Below are 23,539 nucleotides of genomic sequence, written 5' to 3'. Positions count from 1 at the left end.
AACCCTTTTAACTTTACAACAAGAGTAAGTAAATAAAATGAAATTGAACAAGGTGCTGATATTTGATTAAATTATCATCAATCAGATAGTGGTTTTATTTTAAATTTATTTGTACCAAAGATAAAATAGTTATTAAAGGTTGACCAAAAAATAATGAAGTAGTTGTTGGGCAAAGTAAAACACAAATTAAAGATGATGTTAAACCTGTTTTAGTACAATAATTTTAAAAATAAATTAGGCATAGTCCCTTTTTGAAAAATGATAAATGAACCTAATCCTTTATTTTTATCAACATCAACTACTTTAAATCCATGACCTACAATGGCAAATTGTTATAAATTACAATTTGATTTAGAAGATAGTTTTAATATTAAATCAAAAGAAAGATATGCAAATCGTACGCATTGATATGGGATACTAAGTGATGATTTAATGACCGCTTATAACTAAGGTAATAAAAAAGTACTACAAGATGTATTTGATGATATTTTTGTTCAATCAAGTTCTCAACAGTAGATGGTCAATTATCCCAATCTTTACAAGTGGTGCAAGGGACACCAACATTATAAACATATACCGAAGACCAAAAAGCAATTATTGAAACAAGTATATTTAGCATGTCATTTTTCTAGTCCATTTGGTGATAAATCAGATAATGACCAAAATAAAACACAATCATTATTAACTAAAACAAAAGATTTAGAAAAACAAGCATATTTACAATCATATCGTAAACAATATATACTAAAATGTTTGATACTGTTTTAAAATACTATGGTTTATGAGATGGTGTTGGTGAACGTCCATATGGCTTTGATTTTGTTAGTGCTAGTTTAGTAGACCAAATGCGACAAAATGAATTAATTACTGCTAGATTAGATAATGGTACAATGGAGCCAATAAGAGCAATTACTGAATATGATAATATTGATGAATTAGAAGCAACAAAATATTTAGAAAAAATAGAAGCATGACAAGATAAAATGCAAACTAAAGAAATCGAACATAATAATAAATTTACTAGAATATGATGAAACTGGTAATAATCAAAATGCCTTACAAGGTAGAACAGAAATTAAGGAGAATTAAAAAATGAGTAGAATAGAGTGCACCCCCAAAAAGTAAGTAAAGTAAAAAAAGACTTTGCTAAACTTTTAAAGGAGGTGCATTTTATATGGCAAGAAAAGGTCAAAAATATAACAAATATACATCAGAATTTAGAACAAAAATCATTGAGGAAATTAAACAAAAAAGTTGTTGAGTAGTAGCAAAACAATATAATCTAAATGCAAATACAGTAGAAATCTTGATGAGCAAATCATAAAAAAGGAAAATTAAACAATCATAAAGGACCTAAAATCTCTTTTGGTAAAAGAGATTTAGAATATTATAAAACAAGGTATGAATTATTAAAAAAGCTCCATGACTTTTACAATTAAGCAAACTAAGAATCGTCTCTTTTATTAAACAAAATTGTCATGAATATTCAATAAAATTATTATTAGAAGTAACGGGGTTAAAACGTAGTTATTGAGATAAATTATAAAATTATGACAGTAGCAAAAAAGATAAAGAAGCAATAAATGATATTGTAAAAGTCTATGAAGAAAATTTAAAAACAATTTGGATATCGAAGAATTACTAAATATTTAAAAGAAGATTATGATATAAAATATAATTCAAAAAAAGTTTTAAGGATTATGCGTTATAATCAAATACAACCTGAATATGTAAGAAAAATGAGAAGAAAAATGAAATATAAACAGAATAAAGAAAAAAGTTTATTGCAATATCCTGATTTAATTAATCGAAAATTCAATGATATAAAAACAAGGTTTTCAGCTGCTATATACTGATGTAACATATTTAATTTGAAAAAGAGAAAAATATTATCAATCAACAATTATTGATGGATATACTAAAGAAATAGTTGATGTAAAGTGATCTAAATATAATGACAATAAATTAGTAATAGATAATTTAAATGATGCAATTAATAAAATAAAATTAATAAAAAAAGATCTGAATGGATTAATAATTCATTCAGACCACGGATATCAATACACATCCGCTATTTATCTCGATAAATGTGTATCTAACGGTATTATAATTTCAATGGGGAAAAATTACCACTGTGCAGATAATATTGTTATAGAAAGTTTTCATTCATTACTTAAGAAAGCTACAATCCATAATAAAATATATAATTCACATGAAGAATATATACAAGATGTTATAAAATGAAATACATGATATTCAAATCGTAAAGAAAAAGATATAATAAAAAAATAGTAAATACTTTTTATTAGTACTTACTAAAATGGGTGCAGTCTAGAAATTAACCCGGGGGTTATAGAAGAATTAAGAAGACAAGCCCACGATACTTTAATAGATATTAGAGAAAACATACGAGATAATCGCCAATGAATGGTATTTCCTTTTAATGTTTATAGTTCATATATACCTGATACTGAAACAGGATGAAAACCTAATAATGCAAAGCCTAGTGATTATGGTAGTTATTCACGCATATTTGATAATATGGAAAGTACGATTTCTCAATGACAAAATAGTTTACAAATAGTACAAAAATATAAAGGTGAAGAAATTAATATCTTAACCGTTGATGATTTTAATAAACAACCTATTAATTCAACAATATGAGCAAATAATGAAACACCTTTTGCGATAAAATTAAAAGATGAAAATAATAATGTTTATTGAAAATTAATTGATGGTGAAAATATTCATGATATTAATAAAATATTAGAATACTTAAAGCAATATAAATTAAGTTATTTTATGAATAATGATAATAAAGCCGATAACTTTTATACAAAAGAAGTTAAAGTTGGTAAATATTGAGATGCTTATATGGTTGATAATAAAAGTTCAATCCAATTCGGTGAAGCTAAATTTGAACAAGTATTTACTCAACAATCAACAGAAAGACAATATACTTTATTAATTTTAGATGAAGATGTCAATAAATTAAATATTAATGATTATTATAATTTTTATACTGTATTTAATGATCGTGGTTTAAATATTGGTGGTGGTGATATTAATTCTGCACCCCAAGATAAACAATGATTATATCCCTCAAATGTTATTAATTATTATTCACCATATGATGGTAGTTTTTTATGACAAGAAATTACCTTTTCAAGTATTAATGACAAAATTAATCATAGTGGTTTATCAGTACGACAATTTATACAAACAAGTGCCCCAGGTGAAGGTTATTGTTTTCCTAAAATAACTTATGATGAGAAAAACAAATACGTCAACTATTGAATTAGATGAGGTTTTATTAAAAGATCCTGGTGTTAGAGCAATGGCCGTTAAATTTTATGGTAATCCGATCTTTTTTGATATGCCCGTTATTGGTCGACCAATTATTAAAGGTCAATTTAATAAAAAAGTCATGAATTCTCGTGATTTATTAATGTATAACATGTATCCCTGCTCCACCTGACAAAGTAAATACTTATGCTTCACCAGAAGTAAGTGATATAACATTCAAGGAATACAACCAACTATGATAACGGGATTTAAAGATTGAAAACAAGATATGGAAAGTAGATATGATTTTTGAAAACAAAAAAATAGTGAAGGTATTGTTATAACAGATCCCAGCACTACATCATCAACTAATTCTACTGTTGGTAGAAAATATTCATAAAGAAGATAAAGATTCTAAATTTTATTGATCGAAAGATTGAAAAATAACACCACCAAGCAAAATAAAAACAAACGGTGGCACAATTGATAACATTATTAGTACCCAAGCATCATCTTATTTTAGAAGAAAAGATGAATTTGGTAATACTGTTGGACAAGTTCAAATTCGCAATATAATAAAATGGGCTCTTCTAATGTTGAGATATTTTAAATATGAATAATTTTATTAATCGTCAAATTACTGTATTACCTTTAAACTATACGCAAAAATTAGTTTTTAACCCTTTTACGATACCGGGTGGAGTTGGTAAATTCTTAAACTTTATTTCATTTGGTATTCCATGAGGTTGAGTAATTAACCAAGATGAAAAAACTTGACCTAATTTTCAATGACTTAATGGCTTTATGAGTTCTAATGTTTATAGTTTTTATAATGATGCCTTTTGGTCTGAAAAATCAAAAGGTAAAGGTTATTTACCATTTGAAATATTTAGAGAACAAGGTAATGATAAAGTTGGTGCTATATTTGGAGCAAATGCTACTAGTTTAGGTTTTACTACTTTATTAACTGATAAATGCAAAGGTACTGTTTTAAATAAAAATGGTTCAAAAACAAGTGCGTTAGTTTACTCAACTTATAATTTAAAACAATTAAATGAAAAAACTAACCGAGTTTATTTAATTAATGAACAAACCAAAGCAGTAGATGCACAAACACCAGTTAGTGATAGTGAAAAAGATAATAATTTAGAATTCTTACAAACACCCAGATGGTACAAATTGTAGTTATATAATTGATATGTTTTCAATTCAAGCATTATATAAAGGTAATTTTGAAATTATCTTTTATGCTGATAACCCATATACAAATAATGAAGAAGATTACTTAAGATTATCAGTATGGAGTTTTCGTGGTAAAACAAAAAGTGTCTTAAATAACTATTTACGCGATATGACAACTAATTATAAAACTAGTTTCTTATTACCACATGATTATGAAATACCAACCTTTAATTACCCAAAATATGTTCTCCCCACCAATACCATATAATTATAAAACTTATACAAAAGATATATGAGGATCTAATACAATTCAACCATTAAAAACCAAAATTACAGCACCAGCACAATGTAAACGTTCAAATACTCCTAATAGTTATATTAATTTATTTTCTAATGAATTTAATGAAGGATATTATGAAACTGAAATTGATTTAAGACAAATTGACCCAACAATTCAAAGTATTGATAAATTTATTAGTTCTTATAAAACAATAGAAATAAGTAATCTAGGTAATTTGCGGGTTGAATGTGCACCACCAGATATAGAAAATCTCATTCCTAATAGAAATGTTAATATTTTAGCAGGTTATTATACTTGTGAATATAATTTTGGACAATTATCTGAGGCAAGTTTACAAAAAGAGTGTTTATCACAAACTGATGATATTAATTTTGATAATACAATAACTTTATATACAAATAATATAAAAGTAAATGATATTCTAACATTTGCCACTGCATATACAAATGGTTTGTCAAGTGAAAATTATGAAAATAGTTATGTTATTTCGTGAAGAAGATGAACAATTAATTCTTTGTTTCAAGTAACAAAATTATCCAATAATGATGATAATAAAATTAAAGAAACATATTTACAAGCATATTATACAAATGATATGAAATTAAAAAATCAGATTTTCAAAGGTATTAATTGTTAAATTATCTGGATATTGTAACACAATTAATACTTCTTGGGGTAATGAAGATAATATAATAATAAACGTTTCTAACCCCAGTGTTTTTGGGATTAGAAATAAAAATAATAATCCAATTAAAATTACAATTAAACCAAGATAAAACAAAAAAATAGATTTAATTATCTATTTTTATATTTTTATTTAACTTTTATATTACCATTTTTTTCAATATCTAAATTAGGTAATTTATGTTCATCACCATTTCAACGATAAACGGGATTTAAAATAAGTTCCTTTGTCAATTCTTCATGGTCAATTTGTTTTTTTAGATAATTCATAATTAATTAAATCAACATCAGTATTAATTATTTTTCCTGCATATAAGTTTCCGTGATAATGTAGTTTAAGTTTGTTTTCTTTTTGTTCATCCAGGCATTTAAATACATTATTGTTATTTTCTTTTGTGGGTATTATTTTTTCATTATTTTAAATTTAGTTAAATTTCACTTATTTCCCATTACCTCTTCATACTACATAATAATATTTATTATCTATTTTATTAAACGGTTTTTCTTGTGGTGCTATTCATTCTAAATTATTTCTAATTTCTTGATTATTTGTTTTAATTTTATTTTCTTCTTTTAATTTTGTTAATTCTTCAGGTGTATATTCTGCTATGTTATCACAAGCAATTAAACTTGTGGTACTTGTTGCAATTATAGTGATTGTTCCTAAAATACTTAATAATCTTTTCATTTTTATTTATTTTATAACGGAGTTTCATCAAAAGTAACATCAAGTTTACCACCTTGTGAATTTCAAGTTATTGGTATACTAAATATAATAACAGTAGGATTATCTACATTATCAACTGATCAAACACAATTTCCTTTGTAGTCCATTGAAAGCATATCCCTATATTTAGTTCCAATTATTTTAATCATATCTACTAAATTTATAAGTGAATATACTTCTTTTCCACCCCTTTGTTTTTCAATATGGTGAAGCAAATTTAAAATCTAATTGTTCATAATATCTTATAATTCCATTTGAATTATATGTACCCTTGTCTAATTATATATTCTACAGTTCCTTTGGAGTTAGGACTCACAATAAATGATTGACTTGGTGCAGTTACTGTTTCCTCAGTGGTTGTTGTTTTATCTCATGTTTGACTTGAGTTCATATCAACATTTATAGATGAATTAAAAATAGAAAATCAAAACTTGTATTAAATGATACTGATTCATTTAAGGAAATAGTAAATGAATTGGTATTACCAATAGTTTTTGAATAAGATTGCGTTTGAAAAGTTTGAGAAGAACTACTATTATTTGTATAATTATCTTCAAATGTTTGAACTACATTATCAGATATTGCTGTCATGTTTTTTGTATATAAACTACCTGTTTTATTTTTCTGTAAGTTCTTTAAAACGTCACTGGGTATCATAATCTGCTGTCCCAATTCAATAATCAAAATTATCATTGGTTTCAATTTTATTCATGAAAGTTGTAATAAAGTTTTTTACACTTGTTGGAGGAAGTATTTCATATCTTAAATTATTTTCATAAGCTGTTATTAAATAAGGTTTATTAGCAATTACATTTGACATTGTACTTCCACTAATTGTTAATACACTTAATAAACTAAGTAATTTTTTCATACTTGTTTTTCTCCTTTTCTTAATCTTGAAACTTTTTATCAAGATCTAGTTGCATTATATATATATATATATATATATATATTACAAGTAAAAATAGAAATTATTTTAAAAATTTTATCTTGAAAAATAGCTCTTATTACTTGTTTTAAGGGCTAAATTAGCAATCAAGCATATTATGTTTGGTATTTTTTTTTATTAATAAAAAGTATTGTATTAGTAAACTATTAGTATATAATTAAATTAATGGTTTATTCTTTTAACAAAAAAGTAATTTACGGTTTATGCTTCCGCCTTAAAAAGACTTATGCTGACTTGTTAATCGAACAAGGATAAAAAAAGAGGAGTTTATAAAATGGCACTTACAAAAGAACAATTAATAGAACAAGGTTTAAGTGAAGAGATTGCTGAAAATATCTTAAATCAGTTTAATAATGAAGCAAAACAAATTAGAGAAAGTGTGCAAAAACGCGAAGATGTTATATCAAAAGAAGACTTTATTAAATTATCTAATGAATTAGATGAATTAAAAGCCTTTAAAGATGTTCCATATACTAAAATTGAAGATATTAAAAATAATTTAAATAAAGTTAGTGGTAGTTCTTTATCTGAAAAAAATACAAACTTTAAAAGAATTAAAACCTGATTTGTTTGTTGAAGAACAACCATCAATTTCACCAACTAATTTTATTAAAGATATGATTGAAAAATCGGTTGAAAATAAAAATGATGAAATTGAAAGTATTAAAGAAAAAGGAGCATATAACTCCTGATGAAATTAAAAAATTAACTGATTATACACTTAAAAACCTTAGATAATAAGGGAGTGAAATTATGGCAACAATTAATTTGCCACAAATACCTTTTACATTAGAAGGTAATACCAACAGGTCAAAAAGCCTATGTTGATATGGTTAATGCATTATTGCGTGGACCTTTATATAATGAATATGCAAGTATTATGCAATATGCTACTGCAACAGCTGAACAAGTTGCTTGATTACCTAATGCAGGACAAGCATTATATAATTTAACTCATCGTGTAGTATGACAAGATGATTATTCATTGCCAAATGGTGGTGCAACTCAAACGATGGGATTAACAAGAATTCCAGTTCCTATTGATAAAAGATTTAATTTAAAATTAATGAATGAAGCATTTGACTTAGCATTAATAGAACAAAATATTAAAAATGGTGTTATTGCTGATGCTATTTCTAGTGTTGTACAAAATAAATTTGTTAATTTAGAATGTGAATTAATTCAGGCTATTTATGATTATTGTTTTGCAGATGGTCAATATGAAGTTATTCCATTTCGTAGTTATACAGCAGAAAATGCTGATGATGCAAATAAGGCATTCTTTACATTAAATGAAACTTTGATTGAATTAACAAATCAAATTAGTAATTTATATTTTGGATTGCCAACAGATAAAATGTTTATGGTTTTAGGTCGAAGAGCATATTTAGGATTAACACCCGCTTATTTAAAAGTAATTGGTTCACAAGCTCAATTAAAAGCGATGGTTAATGGTGAATTATATGAAAATACCGCAATGGGTATTCCAGTATCTAAAAGTTTTTCATTTAGAAAAAACATATACAAAAGGACAAGTTAACCGTGATAAAGGTTATAATTTTACTAATGTAAATGGTTTAATTATTAATAAACAAGTATGATCATATCCAATTAATATGGATACTATTCAACAAGTTTTAGATAATGATACTGCTAACCCTAAATGAATTGGTAAAGTGCAATATGCAACACCAACTATTTTATATCCTAAAACATGTAAAATTATTTTAGAAAAAGAACCAACACAAGATGAAATTAATACTGCTAAAAGTAATCTAAAATAAAACATTTAGAGTGCCAGTTGATTATGTAATTAATGCACCAACAACAAATAAAATTTGATATTAGTAAAATTAATAAATTAGACAAACCAATTATTCATGTTGATGACCCAACACAAACAACAACTGAACAACTAAAACCACAATTTAAAGATGTTGTTTTAAAATCGGTAAAAGCAGTTAAATAGTTCTTTAACTGAAAATGATTTTAATTACTATCCAAAACCCAAAGGTGAAGACTGACCAATTGATATTACAAATGATAAAATTATTGAAGTTGTAATTGAAGGTAAAAACAACGCTACTGGTCAAACAAATCCGATTGATGTTAAAATTAAAAATACTCAATAAGACATGAACTTATTAATATTACGAGTTTTAACTTTATTAGCAGAAAACTTAGGTAATGAACACATAATAAATAAATTTGTTAATTTAATTAATAAAGTTAGTAAATTTGCTTCATATTATGCTAATCCGTTACAAAAGATTACAAATAAGATTGAAGATATTTATTAGTGATTAAATCCGTATACTTATCTTGATCTAATAAAAAAAGGTCATCAAAAAGAAATTCAACAAATATTAAGTCAATTAGAAAAAGATAATAATATAAGAATAGAGAACAATTTAAAAATGAAAATTATCTAAATACTAATTGACAACATTTAAATAGTAGTTGACTTGATAGTGGAATGTTTAATATTACAAATAAATTAACTTTAACCGGTAATTTAACTATTTTAATATATACAAAAACAGCAAAACATCCTAAATTTTATGGACCTTATGTTTATCCTAGTGTTCCAGTTGAAATTTGAAAATTATTAAGTAATGCTGTATCTAATGCTGGAACTTTATTTTGACATTATTGATTAAGAAAATGATTACCTAGTCATTTAAGAGATTATATTAAAAAACGATTACCACAAGAATTAAAAGAAAAATATCCAAAAGCTAGATACTGTTTTACTAGATATATATCAATTATTTCACCTGCTAATTTTAAAGCATTTTTTAAAATCACGAGTAATATTTTCATTTGCCTCAGGGTCATTGGTTTGTGAATAAGCAACTCCACCTTGTGAAAATGAAGCACTACCAGTTAAATCATTAACTCCTTTTGGTAAATATCAATTTATAACCGCTAATAAACAAGCAGATTGAATATAACTTAATCATTTATCATATTCAATTAAACCAGTATTATCTTTTTTTACTCAGGGAAATAAATCTTTTTTATTTATTTTATCGGAAATTGTGCCACCAGATAATCTATCCATTCATAAACTAGTTTTTAAAATAGCATTATAAATTAAATTATCATTGTAAGCAGATTGTTTACGATCATTAATGGGTTGTCAAAGTTTACTTGCTTTAACATCTTCAACTGTTATAAATAACAAATTACTTAAATTATTTTCCATATATTACACTCCTTAATTGATTACGATATTTATTTCTTAAATTAGACGGTTTATAACTATTAACTTTTCTTTTGATTTTATTAATTGCTTTAATAGACTTATTAACTTGATAAAATTTATTATTAACTGGTGTTTTATATGAATTATTAATATTTTTAACATCACTTCGGCGTTCACGATATCATTTTTTATTATTAATTTCACCAGCAAAATTAAAATTAAAATATCCAATCTTTAAATTATTAATAAAGCGTTTAATTTGTTGTAGTTTTTGAACTGTTGGTAATGTTAATTTAATACTAGACCTTATAATTATAGTTTAGATAATTATGCTCACCCATGAGAAGAAGAATATAAACATATTAGTAAAAAAACTTTTTATCCAACATTATTATTTTGATTAAAAGAACGATTACAAACAGATAATTCAATAAATATTACTTATCCAACTATTAATGACTTTTCTAAAATTGATTATAACGAATATATTAAACTTATTGTTCCGTTTGATAATGATACTATTTATTATGAAAATAATGTTTGAAAAACAAAACAAGGTGGCGATATACCATCAGATGTTATTAAAGACATTGATTTAAATAAAGATTATATTGATAAAGTTGATAATAAATATATTGTAAAAACATCACAAGATATTAATACAAAACAAGATAAATTAGTAAGTGGTACAAATATTAAAACTATTAATGGTAATTCATTATTAGGTAATGGTGATATTACTATTAGTAGTGAAAGTAAATGAGAAGTAGTTGATACGAGTGATTTTATACCAAGTATACCACACTATTTTATTAAAGGTTTTGATAAAACAAAATATCAATATAAATTATGATTAATTTATAATTATCAACAGAATGATACTTTAACCACTTCTATTGAAACACCTTTAAATTATAACGGTAGTGTTGAATGAACAAGATATATTCCGACACAAGATAATAATTTAATTGTAAGTATACATCCTGAAAGTGGAAAAATATTTTTTGTAAATTTTCCTAAGGGTCTAATTCAAAATATAATACTTTATAAAAAATTAGGAATTTAAAAATTAAAAGAAAATTGGTGAGTTAATAATGAAACAAGATAAAACAACTTGATTAAAAGGTGCCTTACCTTGAAATTGATTTAAAAAAGATCCTATTCCTACCTCAAATTGAACTCATAAAGATATTAGAGAATGAGAAAGAAATATAAAATTCGTAGTTGAGTAGTTGGATTTTATACATTGATATTTTTAGCATTAAATTGTTGATTAGAATATGGCATGATTAATGCAATAAAAGATAATATTAATTGATATAATTATGGTCAATATTGAGGTAATGGCATTGCTATTTTATTAACACCTTTATTTACACATGGAATTCAAGGCATATTTGTTGCTAGTAGTAAACCGAAAGTAGATATGAAAATTGATATACCACGATTAAAAATATCTAAAATGGGATTAGTATTTACAATATTACCTTTAATTACTTTAATAATTTCTTTAATTATCATTTGAATTGATAAATCAAAATGAAAAAAAGACCATTTAAGACATTGTTTAGATTGTCGGATTAATCCGCGAGTTATTCAGCCAAGAATAGCAAAACAATGAAATAATTTAGATGGTATAACAGAAGAAAAATTAAAAAATATACAAGATGAAAATACTAAAAAACAAGATGAAAATAAACAAGAATTAAATTTAAAATAGACTATATATAGGGGCGGCTGATATTTTTGGGTGGTTATATAGTTTAATTTATAAATTATTTTGTTCTGAAAGGATAGATGGCCACTGTTTGAGTAAGAATAAGAAAGGAATTAAATAAAATGAATGAAACATTAATGATTGCTTTACTTGTATTAGCTGGTGCTGGTGGAATGGGTAGTCTTGGGATTCTTGGTTTATCTGCTAAAAAAATTAAAAAATATAAAGCAGAAATTAGGGAATTGAGAACTGCCGTTATTGCTCATGAAAAACATTTACGAGGACCTGATTACGCAACAGAATTAGCATTAAAAACAGGACAAATTAAAAATGTTAAAAAACAAGTAAAAGTAAATGACAAAAAACAAGCACAAAAAGATGCTATTCAAAAACTAACAAATAGTATTTAAAAAAATAACCTTAATTGGTTATTTTTTATTTTTATTTATTGTGTTTTATATAATAATTAATAAGATATTCTATTCGTTGTGAATAAGTAAATCCATTAAATTCATTTCATATTTCTTCTTGTTCTGTATTTAAATAAATATTAACATTCCGAATTTTACAAGAATAATATTTTCCTGTTTTTTGATTATATGAATGTTTCATAATTATTTACCGTCATAATTAGCAATAATAATTGCATCTCGTAAATGATTACTTATTTTATCATTATTATATTTTCAACCTTTACCATATTCATAAGTTAAATTAATATCTTTATCAAATTCTCAAATACAACTATCATTATATTTACTTAAATTCTCAATATTTTTAACAACTGATTTAGTGTTTTTTGGTGATACTCAATTAATAAAATATTTGTAAACATATAATGCTCCTAATAATCTTAATAAATCATCTCTATCTTTACTTGCATTAGCAGATGTATATAAACAATCTTCAATATTAATTTTTTCTTCATAATCAAACAATTTATCATTAATAAATTCATATTGTTCTTTTCAATTTTTATTTGTAAATTCTAATTTTTCAATTAATTTATTATCTTTATAAATAACAATAGCGGTAGTACCTGTTCCTGATGGGTCAATACCTATTTTTATCAAGTGGCTCATTCCTCATCGTTGTTATTATTAATTGTTGGCACTACATTTGATATATCTTCTTCTTTAACTACATTATTATCTGTCACACTACTTCTTCGCTTGATATATTTTCATTACTAATTTGACCCTTATTTATGCTTATATTGCTATCATTATCAATATAAATCTTTTCACCATTAGTTGTAATAACTGCTTGGTCTGACTTATATGCTTGTTGTAATTCAACCGACATAATACCCCATTTTCTTAATAAACTAGTTAATACTGTTTTAAGAGCCATTTCATCAAAACTAGCAATATAAAATGATTTATTTTTTGCATAAGTTTTAGAATATTTCATAAAATGATTTTCCATTTGTTCTTTTGTCATATATAAAGTTTTTTCAAAACCATTAACCATTTTAAAATATGCTACATAACCTATAATTGGTAATTTTTCTCGTTCATCTTCATTTTGAATTCAATTAAAAGTAGTACCTTTTAAACGATCATAATTTATTAATTCACCATCTTTGACATCAGATACTGACATATCTAAATATTGACCACTTCTTTGTGCTAATTGAATATAACCTTTATAACCCATTTGAAATTGAGCTTGATTAATTCATTCTTGCACTTCACAACCATTAATAATCCTTGTTATTTTAGTATTATAAGGAACTACATAAGCATAACCAAATTGTCTTTCCATTGGTAAATTTAATAATACACCTTGATAACAAGCAGTCATAATTGTTTTTGGATCTGCTTTTTGTAATAATTCATTACTATTTGATATTGCAACTATATTACTTTTAAATCTTGCAATTTCATTTTCATTAGAAAATTTACTTTTTATTCATTCTGTTGCTTTATCTGTTCTTAAAAATTCAACAATATTTGCCATATTATTTTTCTCCTTTATTTATTTTAAAATTAATACCTTTAACACCAATTAAATTAATATCCTTATTACTGTCTTATTGTTCTTTAATTTCGTTTTTAACAATTTGTTCATCAACAATTAAATAATTTTTAATTAAATTAATAAGTTCTAATTTATCAGCATTTTGTAAAAAATTATCATTAACACCTAAAATATCAATATATTTAACTAATAATTTTTCTTTAATTAAATTAATACCAACTTTTTTTAATTGTTTTGGATCAAGAAAATTATCAATTTTCTCAATTTCTTCCATAACTCGTACTTGTTCATCTTGAATTTGATCAATATCTAGACCCATATTTTCATTTAAATTATTTGCCTGTTCTATTAATTCTTGTTTTTTTAATTCTTGTTGTTTAAATAATTCTTGTTGTTTTATTAATCGAGCTTGAATTATATTATTTTTAATTTCATTTTTATTATTTTGCATTACTTTTTCAAAATTAATAATACTATTTCTAATTTGATTTAAATCATCTTTAAAAGCTTTAATTAATTCTAATAGTTCTTTAAAAACAATATCAATTTTACTAATAGCACTTGGCATATCTTTTAAGTGAACATTTTCATAATTATTTAAAGCTCAATGATTACTATGTCGATAAATAAAATCTGCTAATTCTTGGCCATAATTATTAATTCAATTTTTAATCGATAATGCTTTTAAACTTAATTCTTTAAAATCATTTCCTTTTAAATAAAACGGATAAGTAATATTTTTAACTTCATTATTTAATTTTAAATCTGCCATAATTAAATTTCCTCTAATTCCATTTCATTAATTAAATTATCAATATATTCATATGCATTATCTTCTGAATGACATTATTCTAATGCCATATTAAATAAATCTTCTTCAGTATAAACATAACCATTTTCATCTTTTCACATATTATTCAACTCCTTTTCATTTAATATTTTCATTTTCTAAATCAATAATTGTAGTTTTACAATAATTTAAATTTTCAGAATAAATTCTTGCCTCATCAAATTTATAAAAATATGTAGTATTTAAACTATATTTATCTTTTGTTACTAATAAGTATCTTTTATTCATAATTTATCACCTCGTAATCCGCTTCTTCATCTTCTAAATAATCACCAATTAAACCTTTAACTTTATCAATTTCATATCATTTGCAATTTAAATTAAAATCTATTGGTAATTCAATATTACCTACGTGTAGTTCTTCATTACCAAATTTAAGATATAAATTTAACTCTCAATTACCTAAATAATCACGATTAATTTGTGCATAAATAATATCTTTATTTGTAATTTTTAATGCTTTATTACATATCATTTTTAATTCCTCCTATTTTTAAACTCGTTGGTACTCACTCCCAAGTGAAAGTGCCAAGCGAGAATTAGTTATATATAAATTAAGTTATTTATTTACTACGCCACTCGCTTCACTGCGGGTGAGCAGTGGCGGTATATTATATAATCGACAGTTGTTTTTTCTTTGTGGAGCCAGAGAATTCTCTCTCTTCATCCGCACCATTTCAGGTCAAAGCGTTCAGTTTTTAAAATAAATTCACTCGCATCTTGAAGAGCCTAATGCTGACTTTGTGGTTTTTATTAAACCGCCGTCACTTCTAAGAAGTAATATCTATCGCAAATTTATTTGTAAAGTCACTATCTCTTTTTTTATTGTCGTTTGATATTAACCATGGACTTATCACGACTATCGCTTAGTTATAAAACCAGCGCCGATTTACTTTTTTCCTCATACACTATTTCAGTACTTGCCTCGGATGGCTGTGGGAATGAGTTAATACTCATGTTCTTATGGAAGCGCTTAGTTATTTAAAATAACTGTCCCACTCTGCATTAAGTTGTTTTATAAAATCAAAATTTTAAAGAACAAGTTTTATCATCAAAGATAATTTTTGAATTTTCTAAGCGTTTATAAAACCTCTTTTGTTTTTTATCTTTTATGCGATTTAATAAATCTTTATGATTTTCACAAGTTCATAAAACTTTATTTGATACAAATTCTTCGGTAATGAATGATATTGCTTTATAGCAGTTATCAATATCGCAAATTTGTTCTTGCTTATTATTTTTCATTACTCATTCCTTTCTTTGATATTATTTTTTTATTTATTAGCCAAATTAATTAATTAATTGAAACAGAGAAAGGGCAACACCTTAAATAAGGGGAGAAAAAACAGGTACACTTTGTAAAGATTTCTAAGATATTTAATAAATGTATAAAAAACTTAAAGAGAATATCAAAAAGTTGTAATAAAAAGTTTCTATTTTAAGAATTTAAGATGCTGTCCTTTCTCTGAATCAATTAATAATTATGGGTTTACAAATAAAAAAACAACCCTTTTTATTTAACAAGAGTTGTTTTTTGCCGCTTCATCGTACTTATACATAAATAATTTATTTTATTTTGTAATTATGCATTTTCTAATTTTAATTTATTAGTTTTATTTGTAAAACAAAATAATCAACTAATAAAATAATTAAATCACTAAATAATATAACTAGAAATAAACCTAAATAAATATCTGCCATTTAACAATCACCACTTTCTATATTTAACATATAATTTTTTACTTGTTCTACTAATAATTTAAAATGTTGTTCTTGCATAACACCAATATCAATAACATTATGACTAAGATACAATTTAATTGCTTTTCTTAACATAAATAATGGTATTTTTGTAGGTAAACATTGATGAATAACATTAACTAAATATTCTAATCGTTGTTTATATAATTTAGTTTGTTTTTCATTGTTTAACCTAGAATAATATTGATTAATTAAAACAACATTTTCATTAACACAGTTTCAACAATAAGTAAAACCAATTTCTCAAACAGTATCATTAACACAAACCATACATAACTGTTGTTTCATATTAACTATTGCTTTCTGTTATTGCTGAACTATTAGAATATTTATTAATAAAATCTTGTTCGTTATAATTTTCTTCATAAGGCAATATTTTTGATACTTTTTTTTGATACTTTACCATTTAAAACCAATTTCTACATTGTAAAAACTACCTTCAATCATTTCGGGCAAACTATTTTGAAAATCACTATCTTTGCGAACTCATTTATCTTGATATTCTTTACCAACTATTTTTTTACCTTCAACTCGTAAAAATGTATAAACATCATAATAGACATCTTTATTTGACTTATCTTTTATAATTTGATTAAACTTAATTTCACTTAAATAAACTTTAAACATAATTAAAATTTTCCTTTCATTTCTAATATTAGAAATAAAGGTTTCATATAGTTTAAAACTTTAAATAATTATAAATGCTAAAAATAAATTAAAAATAATTAAAAAATATAATTAAAAATTAATGTAAATATATTATTCCAAAATAAAAACATTTACCTATATTTAAAGTTTCGTAGAGGGAAACCTTTATTGGTTTGAATACATTAAACATTTGAATAAATGCTTTTTTTATTCTTAATTTATATTATATTTTTTGTTTTTTAATTTTCAATCTACTATATATTTTATTTATTAAAATTAATATTTTAAATTAAGTTTATGATTTTCTTTATATATATTTTTATTTCTTAATAATTCTTTATGAAATAAGCAAATTGTATCAAATTGCATTTTAGATATTGATTTTGCATTTTTATTTCTTTCAAAATTAATTATTTTTTCAATAAAATTATCAATATTATAATAAAATATTTGCGAATTATTTCCTGCATTTGTTATTCTAATTTTTTTCTTTATTTTTTAAAATAACAATATTTTTAATATTTTTAAAAGGAATAATATAGGAATTATCTTTATTTCATTTTATTAATAAGTTTTTATAATTTTTAATATGCGTTTTATTTTGATATCCAGGATTATAATAATTATTTTTAGTTTTTGTTTCTAAATTTAAAATAGTTAGAAATTTATTTTCAGCATTTCCATAAACTATACTATTATCTAAATCGTGTCATTTTGTTTCAATTATATATAAAAATTTTCTTGTCAATAATATATGATCTATCTGAGAAACATAATCAATTTTATTAAAATCACTAGGTAAATATAAATCATTTATTAAATCAAATTCTATTTTTTCTTTATTTAATTCATTTATTAATTTATTATTAACATAATTTTCTCCAAATATTCCTTTTTTCTATATTTTGTTTTATTTTTTAAATAAATTTTTGAAAAAAAAACAAATAATACTAGTTAAAACAAATGAAAAAAAATAAAACTATTAATAAAATACCCAAAATCATATTTAATTTTCCTCACAATATTATAAATATAAAACCATATTTATATTATATTTTTAATTTTAATATTGTCAATCTCACTTTCTCCCGTTATGCTAGTTAATAAAAAAGAATTTTACAATTATTATTGTAACTCATTCATTACAACAAGCTGCGCGAATTTCTGATTATACTGCATTTTTTTGAATGGGACAGTTAATTGAATATAATAAAACCGCCTTATTATTTTCCCATACGCAAGAAACAAAAACAGAAGATTATATTACAGGACGTTTTGGTTAAAACCGATAAAAGATATGATAAAATATAATTGTCCGCAAAGACAGTTTTCTACGTTTATTATAACGTTAAGGTGTGTTTGGGGTTATTAACCGCTATATAAATCAATAACCTCTATACCCAAGCACTTAAAGCGGTTCAGAGTTATTTTAAAAACCAAATCAAAACTAACACTTGTTGTTAGTTTTTTCATTTAAAAAAGTAGATTATTAAGTAAAAATTAGTTATATTTATAATGAGATTAGGGAGGTTTAATTGGTGAAAAAAAGTCATTTTAATTGTTGGACCAACTGCAAGTGGTAAAACCGATTTATCAATTAAGGTTGCCCAACAATTTATGGGAGAATGTGTTAATGCTGATGCAACACAAATTTTTAATGGGTTGAATCTTGCAACCAATAAAATAACTCCCGCTGAGCAAGTGGGGAATTCCGCATCATTTATTATCAATAATTGATTTAAATGATAGTTATTCCATTAATACTTATCAAGAACAAGGACGAGTTGTTTTTAGAGCAACTTTGAGCAAGCAATAAACTACCAATTGTTGTTGGTGGGAGTGGATTATATATTAATGCTTTATTAAAAAATTACCAGTTTTCTAACCAAGGGGCGTGATTTAGCAAAAGTAAAAAAATATGAACAGGACTCAAACCAAGTCTTATGGGAAAGATTAGCAGCAATTGATCCGCAAGAAAGTACTAAAATTCATCCCAATAATCGTAAACGAGTTTGACGAGCGTTAGAATATTACTTTCAAACCGGAACTTTAAAAATCAAGGAATGACCAAACGCATCATGATTGGTATGTTGAGCCATATATTATTGGATTATTACCAGATAAAGCAGAACTTTATCAACATATTGCTGATCGTGTTTTAAGTTTAACGGAACGAGGAATATTTGATGAGGTTAAAGCAGCATATGAATATTGTAACTATGATATAACTAAACAAAGCATGAAGATTATTGGTTGTCCAGAAATTGTCCAGTATTTAAAAGGAGAAATTACATATGAAGCAACGTTTAGCGGCAATGGTACAAGCTAATAAAATTTATGCAAAAAAAACAAATTACATGATTTAAACATCAATTAACAAATGTTCATTGATATCCATTTCACTATTCACAATTTGAGGATGTTTGTCACCAGATTATCCTTGATTTACAAAATAGTCATTATTTAAAATAGGAGGCCCCCGTATGAAAATTCCATCAGATTTACAATCATTTGCAGAAATGGTTTCAAACAAAACGCCATCAAAATAAAAACTAATGAACAAATGCGAAAAGATTGTTATGTTTTCGAAAAAAACAAAGTTAGCAGTTGGAAAAGAGCAAGGATGACGAAGAAAAAAACAAAAACCTTAAAAAAGAATATCAAGAAGAAGTCCGTCACTATTATTTAAATGCAAATCATTTTTTTATTTTAACATTTAATTTATTAAATAACATTGCCGCAGTTGTTACTGCTCATGCTCCTTCAGCAACCAATTTTACAATTTTCAAATAAAAATAAAATTGTTTCAGCAATTTCGGCTTATGATACAAGGATAAACATCATCAACATATTTATTTAAAATATTAAAGGTAATATCCCCAGTTTGCTTAACCGCAATCCCATCGGCAATTGATAATTTACCGTGGAACTGAAAACGATTTATTGGTTTTCCTTGCTTCATAATAACTCGGAACATTTTGACTTTGCACACCGATTAATTTACAATTGGTATTTACAGCTTTGACATAGCTTGCAATTCCTGAAAGAATTCCCCCCGCCAATTGGGGATGAGAATATAATCAACATCTTTCAATTCTTCTAATATTTCTATTGCAATTGTTCCCTGACCAATAATAACATCGAGATCATTAAAAGCATGGACAAATACTTTATCTTCTGCTTTTGCAATCTCTAACGCTTTTTTATTGGCATCGTCAAAAAAATCACCATGCAAAATCACTTCTACACCATAATTTTTAGTTGCATTAATTTTACTAATTGGAGCTGTTTTTGGCATCACAATTGTTGCTGGAACATTTAATAAATTAGCTGCAAAACTAACTCCTTGGGAATGATTTCCAGCGCTTGCCGCAACAACGCCCTTTTTAATTGTTGCTGGCTCAAGAGCCATCATTTTTGACAAGGCCCCCGTAATTTAAATGAGCCTGCACGTTGTAAGTTTTCTAATTTTAAATAGACATCATTATCAGTAATATTACTTAATTTCGGTTGCATAAATTACTGGAGTTTTAATGATATGATTTTTTAATTTTGTTATATGTACTTTCAATTTGTTCTCTTGAAATATCATATTCCATTATTGTTCCTTCTTTCTTTGAATTTGTTTGGACCTAATTTAATTATAGACAAAAAAAATAAAAAAAATATTCTAAATTTTTTCGATTCCTTTAAAAATATTTCGCTTAACTTTAATATCTGCTATCGCCCATACCCACCAGGGCCTTGGCCGGGACCCATTCCCGATCCTGGTAAAAAATTTTTAACTCTTTTGAATTTGTTTTTTTCGTAATTTTCGGTTTGTTGTCATATTGGGTGGCAAAAGTAATATTTAATTTTTGTAGTAAGAAGTCAAATGAAAACCCAACTTCACTAATTTTTGTAATCTTAATTCGTTTCTTTAAAGCATATTGCGTAACATAATATAAATGCAACGGTGAATTTAAAACAAAAATTTAAATAATTATTGGCCTTGTCATATCAATTTGGCACCCTATTAGAATTAAAATAGCTCATCATCGCCGGTGGATTATTAGTAACAAGATAATAACTGTTTTTTAATATTAAAAGCCGCTAATTGACCGCTATAAATTTGGGTCCCATTCATTACCATTGTAAATTCATCAATATATTCTTTAATTTCATCTAGTAAATGCGATGAAAAAAAAGACTGTTTTTCCTCGTAAGGTTAATTGTTTTAAATAAAAAATAATTTTTTTTCGATTATTAATATCTAATCCAGCTTCAGGTTCATCTAAAATTAAAATATCTGGATCATGGATAATTCCTTGAATAATCATAACTCGTTTTTTTCATTCCTGATGAAAAATAATTAACATCTTTATCACGGTGTTCTCAAATTTCTAAGGACTTCATTAAGTATTCAATTCGCTCACGTAAATATCTTCCTCGTAAACCATTTGTTTTCCCCATATATTTTAAAAAAATTATAAGAACTAATGTTTTCTGGAAAAGTAATAAATTCTGGAACATAACCAATTATTTTTTTCATCCCAACTTTGGTTGCTTTTTTTCCAAAAATATAAATATCACCCTTAAAACCTTTTAATCCACCAATTAAAGATTTAATAAAAACGGTTTTTCCACTCCCGGAAGCTCCTAAAATTGCATGCAATTTACCCCGTCCAACATTAAAAATTAAAAGGACCAACAATACTATTTTTAAATTTTTTGGTAAAATTTCGTGATGAAATTGCAACTTCACTAACTACTAATGCATTATTATTCATTTTTGAGCATCCCCTTTCACCTTTTAAGTAATATTTTTTACGACGTAAGATTAAATAAGAACATATTAAGAAAACCCCAGATAAAGCTAAATAAATGTATTGAATTAAACTAATGTTTAAGAATGGCGCTGGGTTAACATCAATTTTCTTATCATCTCCTAAGGATAACCGGGAAATCTTGATAACTCATTAAATAGTTATTTTGAACTTCCAAAGTCAATGTTACTTCGCTGTAATGGTTCAAATCAATATGGGTGTGAAGTTTAAACGAAGCAGTTCAAATTTGGTTTTCAATGTTCAATGATATTAAACTTCGAAATTAACCCATAAGTGTTCATTAAATCATCATATTTAATTCACTCAGAGGTACTTTTTATTGGTTGTTCTTCAAGTAATTTATAGTCCATTATTTTCTTTTAAAAGATCAATTTCAATTTCACGAAGAACAAAAAGGGTTGGAATATCAAAATAATCTAAGATTCATTCTCTAAAATCACCACTATTGTTGTAATCTGACAATTGTCCTTTATATTCATTATTGTATTCTTGTGTAAAAACATACGTTGGATTAAATGCATTTCCTTCTGATAATTTCCGATCAACTGATACTAATTTACTATCACCCGGAGCTGATAAACTATAATATGAAGTTTCACGATTAAAATAAAATAACGATGATGCTCCACTATAAAGATTCATACTAATATAAGGTTGTCATGAATGATCTGCTTTTAAAACAACTTTCATATAATCTGCAAGTTCTTTTTGGATTGGGTCATTTTGGTCTAATTCTTGCTCTAATTTAAAAAAAATAATCTGTTGCAAAATTAACTTTCATTGAGACATCTTTCCCAGTCGCTGATCCAACATTAAGGATAATTGTTTTTAAGATCTTGAAGTTTACTATCATAAAGATACCTTGTTGATGAATCTCATACTTTAAGGGTTTTAATTTCAAATTCTTCTTCCTTTGGAACAGTTAACCCTAAACTTTTATAAAATTCTAATCGACAAACTCGTAATGTTGGATCACTAGTAATATCTTTATAATCATCATTTTTAAAGACTGTATTTAAATTATTATAACTTCATTGATCATAAAAGTTTCAAATCGCATTTGTTAAATGGGGGATATTTAATTAAATCCTTTTTAAGATTCTTTTTAAAATTAATCGTACTTTTAATAATTGGAACTGGGATAGTTTTGAGTAATACTATCATTAGCAAATGATAATTCAACTGTTTTTGCTAAACTCATAATTAATGAATATGGCATCCCACCAACTAAAAACAAACTACAGAAAATAACAACAATTATTAAAACAACTTGTGAGTTTAAAAATGTTACCGCAAATAAAATCCCACTTGAAGCAAAAAATGATAATGTCATTAAATAAAGAAATAATTTTAGTAATAAGTTTTGATAAACGCGCAAATATTCAGGATTCTTATTAAATATATTGCCTAAATAACCA

The 23,539-nt window shown here is 25.0% G+C and carries 47 protein-coding genes and 4 pseudogenes; 29 read left to right on the top strand and 22 right to left on the bottom strand.

Features of this window, described 5'->3' with window-relative positions:
- Positions 1 to 258: 258 nt before the first annotated feature.
- From NL276_RS03885 to NL276_RS03830, 14 genes and pseudogenes are all read left to right on the top strand, one after another.
- Positions 259 to 450, top strand: a complete 192-nt coding sequence (locus NL276_RS03885; RefSeq protein WP_253301267.1) for a hypothetical protein — start codon at positions 259 to 261, stop codon at positions 448 to 450.
- Between the two features lie 147 nt (positions 451 to 597).
- Positions 598 to 768, top strand: a complete 171-nt coding sequence (locus NL276_RS03880; RefSeq protein WP_253301266.1) for a hypothetical protein — start codon at positions 598 to 600, stop codon at positions 766 to 768.
- Complete coding sequence (locus NL276_RS03875) at positions 750 to 1,043, top strand: hypothetical protein (RefSeq protein ID WP_253301265.1); 294 nt, start codon at positions 750 to 752, stop codon at positions 1,041 to 1,043. Before NL276_RS03880 ends, NL276_RS03875 begins: the two co-directional genes overlap by 19 nt.
- Positions 1,044 to 1,174: 131 nt before the next feature.
- Positions 1,175 to 1,324: a hypothetical protein gene (locus NL276_RS03870; RefSeq protein ID WP_253301264.1), complete on the top strand. Its 150-nt coding sequence runs from the start codon at positions 1,175 to 1,177 to the stop codon at positions 1,322 to 1,324.
- 310 nt (positions 1,325 to 1,634) lie between these two features.
- Positions 1,635 to 1,727, top strand: a pseudogene (locus tag NL276_RS05235) (hypothetical protein); the annotation flags it as partial.
- 12 nt (positions 1,728 to 1,739) lie between these two features.
- Positions 1,740 to 1,922 carry a hypothetical protein gene (locus NL276_RS03865; RefSeq protein ID WP_253301263.1) on the top strand — a complete coding sequence of 61 codons (183 nt, stop codon included), beginning with the start codon at positions 1,740 to 1,742 and terminating at the stop codon, positions 1,920 to 1,922.
- A pseudogene (locus NL276_RS05230) lies at positions 1,843 to 2,076 on the top strand (DDE-type integrase/transposase/recombinase); the annotation flags it as partial. The gene NL276_RS03865 and the pseudogene NL276_RS05230, both read left to right, overlap by 80 nt.
- Before the next feature lie 39 nt (positions 2,077 to 2,115).
- Positions 2,116 to 2,292, top strand: a complete 177-nt coding sequence (locus NL276_RS03860) for a hypothetical protein (RefSeq protein ID WP_253301262.1) — start codon at positions 2,116 to 2,118, stop codon at positions 2,290 to 2,292.
- Positions 2,293 to 2,427: 135 nt separating this feature from the next.
- A complete protein-coding gene (locus NL276_RS03855; RefSeq protein WP_253301261.1) occupies positions 2,428 to 3,333 on the top strand; it encodes a hypothetical protein in 906 nt (301 codons plus the stop codon).
- Between the two features lie 4 nt (positions 3,334 to 3,337).
- Complete coding sequence (locus NL276_RS03850) at positions 3,338 to 3,685, top strand: hypothetical protein (RefSeq protein ID WP_253301260.1); 348 nt, start codon at positions 3,338 to 3,340, stop codon at positions 3,683 to 3,685.
- On the top strand, positions 3,666 to 3,905 hold the full coding sequence (locus tag NL276_RS03845; RefSeq protein ID WP_253301259.1) for a hypothetical protein: 240 nt from the start codon (positions 3,666 to 3,668) through the stop codon (positions 3,903 to 3,905). The genes NL276_RS03850 and NL276_RS03845 overlap by 20 nt, the downstream gene beginning before the upstream one ends.
- Positions 3,898 to 4,470: a hypothetical protein gene (locus tag NL276_RS03840; RefSeq protein WP_253301258.1), complete on the top strand. Its 573-nt coding sequence runs from the start codon at positions 3,898 to 3,900 to the stop codon at positions 4,468 to 4,470. Before NL276_RS03845 ends, NL276_RS03840 begins: the two co-directional genes overlap by 8 nt.
- 13 nt (positions 4,471 to 4,483) lie before the next feature.
- The gene (locus NL276_RS03835; protein ID WP_253301257.1) at positions 4,484 to 4,735 is read left to right on the top strand and encodes a hypothetical protein; all 252 of its coding nucleotides are present in this window, start codon (positions 4,484 to 4,486) and stop codon (positions 4,733 to 4,735) included.
- Positions 4,710 to 5,405, top strand: a complete 696-nt coding sequence (locus NL276_RS03830; RefSeq protein ID WP_253301256.1) for a hypothetical protein — start codon at positions 4,710 to 4,712, stop codon at positions 5,403 to 5,405. The genes NL276_RS03835 and NL276_RS03830 overlap by 26 nt, the downstream gene beginning before the upstream one ends.
- Positions 5,406 to 5,581: 176 nt before the next feature.
- On the opposite strand, the gene NL276_RS03825 is transcribed toward NL276_RS03830, so the two are convergent.
- The 6 genes from NL276_RS03825 to NL276_RS03810 all read right to left on the bottom strand — a co-directional run bounded on the left by NL276_RS03825 (position 5,582) and on the right by NL276_RS03810 (position 7,050).
- A complete protein-coding gene (locus NL276_RS03825) occupies positions 5,582 to 5,722 on the bottom strand; it encodes a hypothetical protein (RefSeq protein WP_253301255.1) in 141 nt (46 codons plus the stop codon).
- A 169-nt stretch (positions 5,723 to 5,891) separates the two neighbouring features.
- On the bottom strand, positions 5,892 to 6,140 hold the full coding sequence (locus NL276_RS03820) for a lipoprotein (RefSeq protein ID WP_253301254.1): 249 nt from the start codon (positions 6,138 to 6,140) through the stop codon (positions 5,892 to 5,894).
- 11 nt (positions 6,141 to 6,151) lie between these two features.
- Positions 6,152 to 6,286: a hypothetical protein gene (locus tag NL276_RS04990; RefSeq protein ID WP_256468765.1), complete on the bottom strand. Its 135-nt coding sequence runs from the start codon at positions 6,284 to 6,286 to the stop codon at positions 6,152 to 6,154.
- A gap of 152 nt (positions 6,287 to 6,438) precedes the next feature.
- The gene (locus tag NL276_RS05225) at positions 6,439 to 6,570 is read right to left on the bottom strand and encodes an ETX/MTX2 family pore-forming toxin (RefSeq protein WP_370281036.1); all 132 of its coding nucleotides are present in this window, start codon (positions 6,568 to 6,570) and stop codon (positions 6,439 to 6,441) included.
- 8 nt (positions 6,571 to 6,578) lie between these two features.
- Complete coding sequence (locus tag NL276_RS03815; RefSeq protein ID WP_253301253.1) at positions 6,579 to 6,836, bottom strand: hypothetical protein; 258 nt, start codon at positions 6,834 to 6,836, stop codon at positions 6,579 to 6,581.
- Positions 6,796 to 7,050, bottom strand: a complete 255-nt coding sequence (locus tag NL276_RS03810; protein ID WP_253301252.1) for a hypothetical protein — start codon at positions 7,048 to 7,050, stop codon at positions 6,796 to 6,798. The genes NL276_RS03815 and NL276_RS03810 overlap by 41 nt, the downstream gene beginning before the upstream one ends.
- A 352-nt stretch (positions 7,051 to 7,402) precedes the next feature.
- Between NL276_RS03810 and NL276_RS03805 the strand changes: the two genes are divergently transcribed.
- The 6 genes from NL276_RS03805 (at position 7,403) to NL276_RS03785 (ending at position 9,428) form a co-directional block, all read left to right on the top strand.
- Entirely contained in the window at positions 7,403 to 7,732 is a 330-nt protein-coding gene (locus NL276_RS03805) for a hypothetical protein (RefSeq protein WP_253301251.1), read from the top strand.
- Positions 7,695 to 7,829, top strand: coding sequence for a hypothetical protein (locus tag NL276_RS04985; protein ID WP_256468764.1), 135 nt, complete (start codon positions 7,695 to 7,697; stop codon positions 7,827 to 7,829). Before NL276_RS03805 ends, NL276_RS04985 begins: the two co-directional genes overlap by 38 nt.
- A 128-nt stretch (positions 7,830 to 7,957) precedes the next feature.
- The gene (locus NL276_RS03800; RefSeq protein WP_253301250.1) at positions 7,958 to 8,668 is read left to right on the top strand and encodes a hypothetical protein; all 711 of its coding nucleotides are present in this window, start codon (positions 7,958 to 7,960) and stop codon (positions 8,666 to 8,668) included.
- Positions 8,592 to 8,912, top strand: coding sequence for a hypothetical protein (locus tag NL276_RS03795; protein ID WP_253301249.1), 321 nt, complete (start codon positions 8,592 to 8,594; stop codon positions 8,910 to 8,912). The genes NL276_RS03800 and NL276_RS03795 overlap by 77 nt, the downstream gene beginning before the upstream one ends.
- Before the next feature lie 32 nt (positions 8,913 to 8,944).
- Positions 8,945 to 9,097, top strand: coding sequence for a hypothetical protein (locus NL276_RS03790; RefSeq protein ID WP_253301248.1), 153 nt, complete (start codon positions 8,945 to 8,947; stop codon positions 9,095 to 9,097).
- 166 nt (positions 9,098 to 9,263) lie between these two features.
- Positions 9,264 to 9,428 carry a hypothetical protein gene (locus NL276_RS03785; protein WP_253301247.1) on the top strand — a complete coding sequence of 55 codons (165 nt, stop codon included), beginning with the start codon at positions 9,264 to 9,266 and terminating at the stop codon, positions 9,426 to 9,428.
- Between the two features lie 416 nt (positions 9,429 to 9,844).
- Here the strand turns inward: NL276_RS03785 and NL276_RS03780 are convergent, their stop codons facing one another.
- Positions 9,845 to 10,336, bottom strand: a complete 492-nt coding sequence (locus NL276_RS03780) for a hypothetical protein (RefSeq protein ID WP_253301246.1) — start codon at positions 10,334 to 10,336, stop codon at positions 9,845 to 9,847.
- Positions 10,337 to 11,430: 1,094 nt separating this feature from the next.
- Between NL276_RS03780 and NL276_RS03775 the strand changes: the two genes are divergently transcribed.
- The 3 genes from NL276_RS03775 to NL276_RS03765 all read left to right on the top strand — a co-directional run bounded on the left by NL276_RS03775 (position 11,431) and on the right by NL276_RS03765 (position 12,463).
- Positions 11,431 to 11,568, top strand: a complete 138-nt coding sequence (locus NL276_RS03775) for a hypothetical protein (protein WP_253301245.1) — start codon at positions 11,431 to 11,433, stop codon at positions 11,566 to 11,568.
- Positions 11,535 to 12,056 (top strand): hypothetical protein, encoded by a 522-nt coding sequence (locus tag NL276_RS03770; protein WP_253301244.1) that lies wholly within the window; start codon positions 11,535 to 11,537, stop codon positions 12,054 to 12,056. The genes NL276_RS03775 and NL276_RS03770 overlap by 34 nt, the downstream gene beginning before the upstream one ends.
- 119 nt (positions 12,057 to 12,175) lie before the next feature.
- Positions 12,176 to 12,463, top strand: a complete 288-nt coding sequence (locus NL276_RS03765) for a hypothetical protein (protein ID WP_127093413.1) — start codon at positions 12,176 to 12,178, stop codon at positions 12,461 to 12,463.
- Positions 12,464 to 12,494: 31 nt separating this feature from the next.
- On the opposite strand, the gene NL276_RS03760 is transcribed toward NL276_RS03765, so the two are convergent.
- The 10 genes from NL276_RS03760 to NL276_RS03715 all read right to left on the bottom strand — a co-directional run bounded on the left by NL276_RS03760 (position 12,495) and on the right by NL276_RS03715 (position 18,184).
- The gene (locus NL276_RS03760; RefSeq protein WP_253301243.1) at positions 12,495 to 12,665 is read right to left on the bottom strand and encodes a hypothetical protein; all 171 of its coding nucleotides are present in this window, start codon (positions 12,663 to 12,665) and stop codon (positions 12,495 to 12,497) included.
- A 2-nt stretch (positions 12,666 to 12,667) separates the two neighbouring features.
- Complete coding sequence (locus NL276_RS03755) at positions 12,668 to 13,126, bottom strand: hypothetical protein (protein ID WP_253301242.1); 459 nt, start codon at positions 13,124 to 13,126, stop codon at positions 12,668 to 12,670.
- Between the two features lie 67 nt (positions 13,127 to 13,193).
- Positions 13,194 to 14,015 (bottom strand): recombinase RecT, encoded by an 822-nt coding sequence (locus NL276_RS03750; RefSeq protein ID WP_253301241.1) that lies wholly within the window; start codon positions 14,013 to 14,015, stop codon positions 13,194 to 13,196.
- A gap of 73 nt (positions 14,016 to 14,088) precedes the next feature.
- Entirely contained in the window at positions 14,089 to 14,808 is a 720-nt protein-coding gene (locus tag NL276_RS03745) for a hypothetical protein (RefSeq protein WP_253301240.1), read from the bottom strand.
- A 141-nt stretch (positions 14,809 to 14,949) separates the two neighbouring features.
- Positions 14,950 to 15,114: a hypothetical protein gene (locus NL276_RS03740; protein WP_253301239.1), complete on the bottom strand. Its 165-nt coding sequence runs from the start codon at positions 15,112 to 15,114 to the stop codon at positions 14,950 to 14,952.
- Positions 15,107 to 15,361, bottom strand: a complete 255-nt coding sequence (locus tag NL276_RS03735; RefSeq protein ID WP_253301238.1) for a hypothetical protein — start codon at positions 15,359 to 15,361, stop codon at positions 15,107 to 15,109. The genes NL276_RS03740 and NL276_RS03735 overlap by 8 nt, the downstream gene beginning before the upstream one ends.
- 530 nt (positions 15,362 to 15,891) lie before the next feature.
- Complete coding sequence (locus NL276_RS03730) at positions 15,892 to 16,131, bottom strand: hypothetical protein (protein ID WP_253301237.1); 240 nt, start codon at positions 16,129 to 16,131, stop codon at positions 15,892 to 15,894.
- Positions 16,132 to 16,587: 456 nt separating this feature from the next.
- Complete coding sequence (locus NL276_RS03725; RefSeq protein ID WP_253301236.1) at positions 16,588 to 16,935, bottom strand: hypothetical protein; 348 nt, start codon at positions 16,933 to 16,935, stop codon at positions 16,588 to 16,590.
- Between the two features lie 111 nt (positions 16,936 to 17,046).
- Positions 17,047 to 17,274: a hypothetical protein gene (locus NL276_RS03720; protein WP_253301235.1), complete on the bottom strand. Its 228-nt coding sequence runs from the start codon at positions 17,272 to 17,274 to the stop codon at positions 17,047 to 17,049.
- A gap of 499 nt (positions 17,275 to 17,773) precedes the next feature.
- Positions 17,774 to 18,184 carry a nuclease-related domain-containing protein gene (locus NL276_RS03715; protein WP_256468787.1) on the bottom strand — a complete coding sequence of 137 codons (411 nt, stop codon included), beginning with the start codon at positions 18,182 to 18,184 and terminating at the stop codon, positions 17,774 to 17,776.
- A gap of 214 nt (positions 18,185 to 18,398) precedes the next feature.
- Between NL276_RS03715 and NL276_RS03710 the strand changes: the two are divergent.
- The 6 genes and pseudogenes from NL276_RS03710 to NL276_RS03685 form a co-directional block, all read left to right on the top strand.
- A pseudogene (locus NL276_RS03710) lies at positions 18,399 to 18,578 on the top strand (phosphate ABC transporter ATP-binding protein); the annotation flags it as partial.
- 232 nt (positions 18,579 to 18,810) lie between these two features.
- Positions 18,811 to 19,044 (top strand): isopentenyl transferase family protein, encoded by a 234-nt coding sequence (locus tag NL276_RS03705; RefSeq protein ID WP_253301234.1) that lies wholly within the window; start codon positions 18,811 to 18,813, stop codon positions 19,042 to 19,044.
- The gene (locus NL276_RS03700) at positions 19,038 to 19,280 is read left to right on the top strand and encodes a hypothetical protein (protein WP_253301233.1); all 243 of its coding nucleotides are present in this window, start codon (positions 19,038 to 19,040) and stop codon (positions 19,278 to 19,280) included. Before NL276_RS03705 ends, NL276_RS03700 begins: the two co-directional genes overlap by 7 nt.
- Positions 19,165 to 19,419 carry a hypothetical protein gene (locus NL276_RS03695; protein ID WP_370281055.1) on the top strand — a complete coding sequence of 85 codons (255 nt, stop codon included), beginning with the start codon at positions 19,165 to 19,167 and terminating at the stop codon, positions 19,417 to 19,419. The genes NL276_RS03700 and NL276_RS03695 overlap by 116 nt, the downstream gene beginning before the upstream one ends.
- Positions 19,397 to 19,624, top strand: coding sequence for a hypothetical protein (locus tag NL276_RS03690; RefSeq protein WP_370281054.1), 228 nt, complete (start codon positions 19,397 to 19,399; stop codon positions 19,622 to 19,624). Before NL276_RS03695 ends, NL276_RS03690 begins: the two co-directional genes overlap by 23 nt.
- Before the next feature lie 278 nt (positions 19,625 to 19,902).
- The gene (locus NL276_RS03685) at positions 19,903 to 20,088 is read left to right on the top strand and encodes a hypothetical protein (RefSeq protein WP_253301232.1); all 186 of its coding nucleotides are present in this window, start codon (positions 19,903 to 19,905) and stop codon (positions 20,086 to 20,088) included.
- Positions 20,089 to 20,308: 220 nt separating this feature from the next.
- Here NL276_RS03685 and NL276_RS03680 read toward each other — a convergent pair whose 3' ends face one another.
- The 5 genes and pseudogenes from NL276_RS03680 to NL276_RS03660 all read right to left on the bottom strand — a co-directional run.
- Positions 20,309 to 20,719, bottom strand: a complete 411-nt coding sequence (locus tag NL276_RS03680; protein ID WP_256468763.1) for a threonine ammonia-lyase — start codon at positions 20,717 to 20,719, stop codon at positions 20,309 to 20,311.
- 730 nt (positions 20,720 to 21,449) lie between these two features.
- A complete protein-coding gene (locus tag NL276_RS03675) occupies positions 21,450 to 21,662 on the bottom strand; it encodes an ATP-binding cassette domain-containing protein (RefSeq protein WP_253301230.1) in 213 nt (70 codons plus the stop codon).
- Positions 21,656 to 21,949 carry an ATP-binding cassette domain-containing protein gene (locus tag NL276_RS03670; protein ID WP_253301229.1) on the bottom strand — a complete coding sequence of 98 codons (294 nt, stop codon included), beginning with the start codon at positions 21,947 to 21,949 and terminating at the stop codon, positions 21,656 to 21,658. Before NL276_RS03670 ends, NL276_RS03675 begins: the two co-directional genes overlap by 7 nt.
- A 511-nt stretch (positions 21,950 to 22,460) precedes the next feature.
- Complete coding sequence (locus NL276_RS03665) at positions 22,461 to 22,889, bottom strand: hypothetical protein (RefSeq protein WP_253301228.1); 429 nt, start codon at positions 22,887 to 22,889, stop codon at positions 22,461 to 22,463.
- A 355-nt stretch (positions 22,890 to 23,244) separates the two neighbouring features.
- Positions 23,245 to 23,539: pseudogene (locus tag NL276_RS03660) on the bottom strand (ABC transporter permease); the annotation flags it as partial.

The sequence above is a fragment of the Spiroplasma endosymbiont of Phyllotreta cruciferae genome, assembly GCF_918697755.1.
Note: the sequence above shows the minus strand (reverse complement) of the source record. Positions and strands in the feature narration are given on the sequence as shown.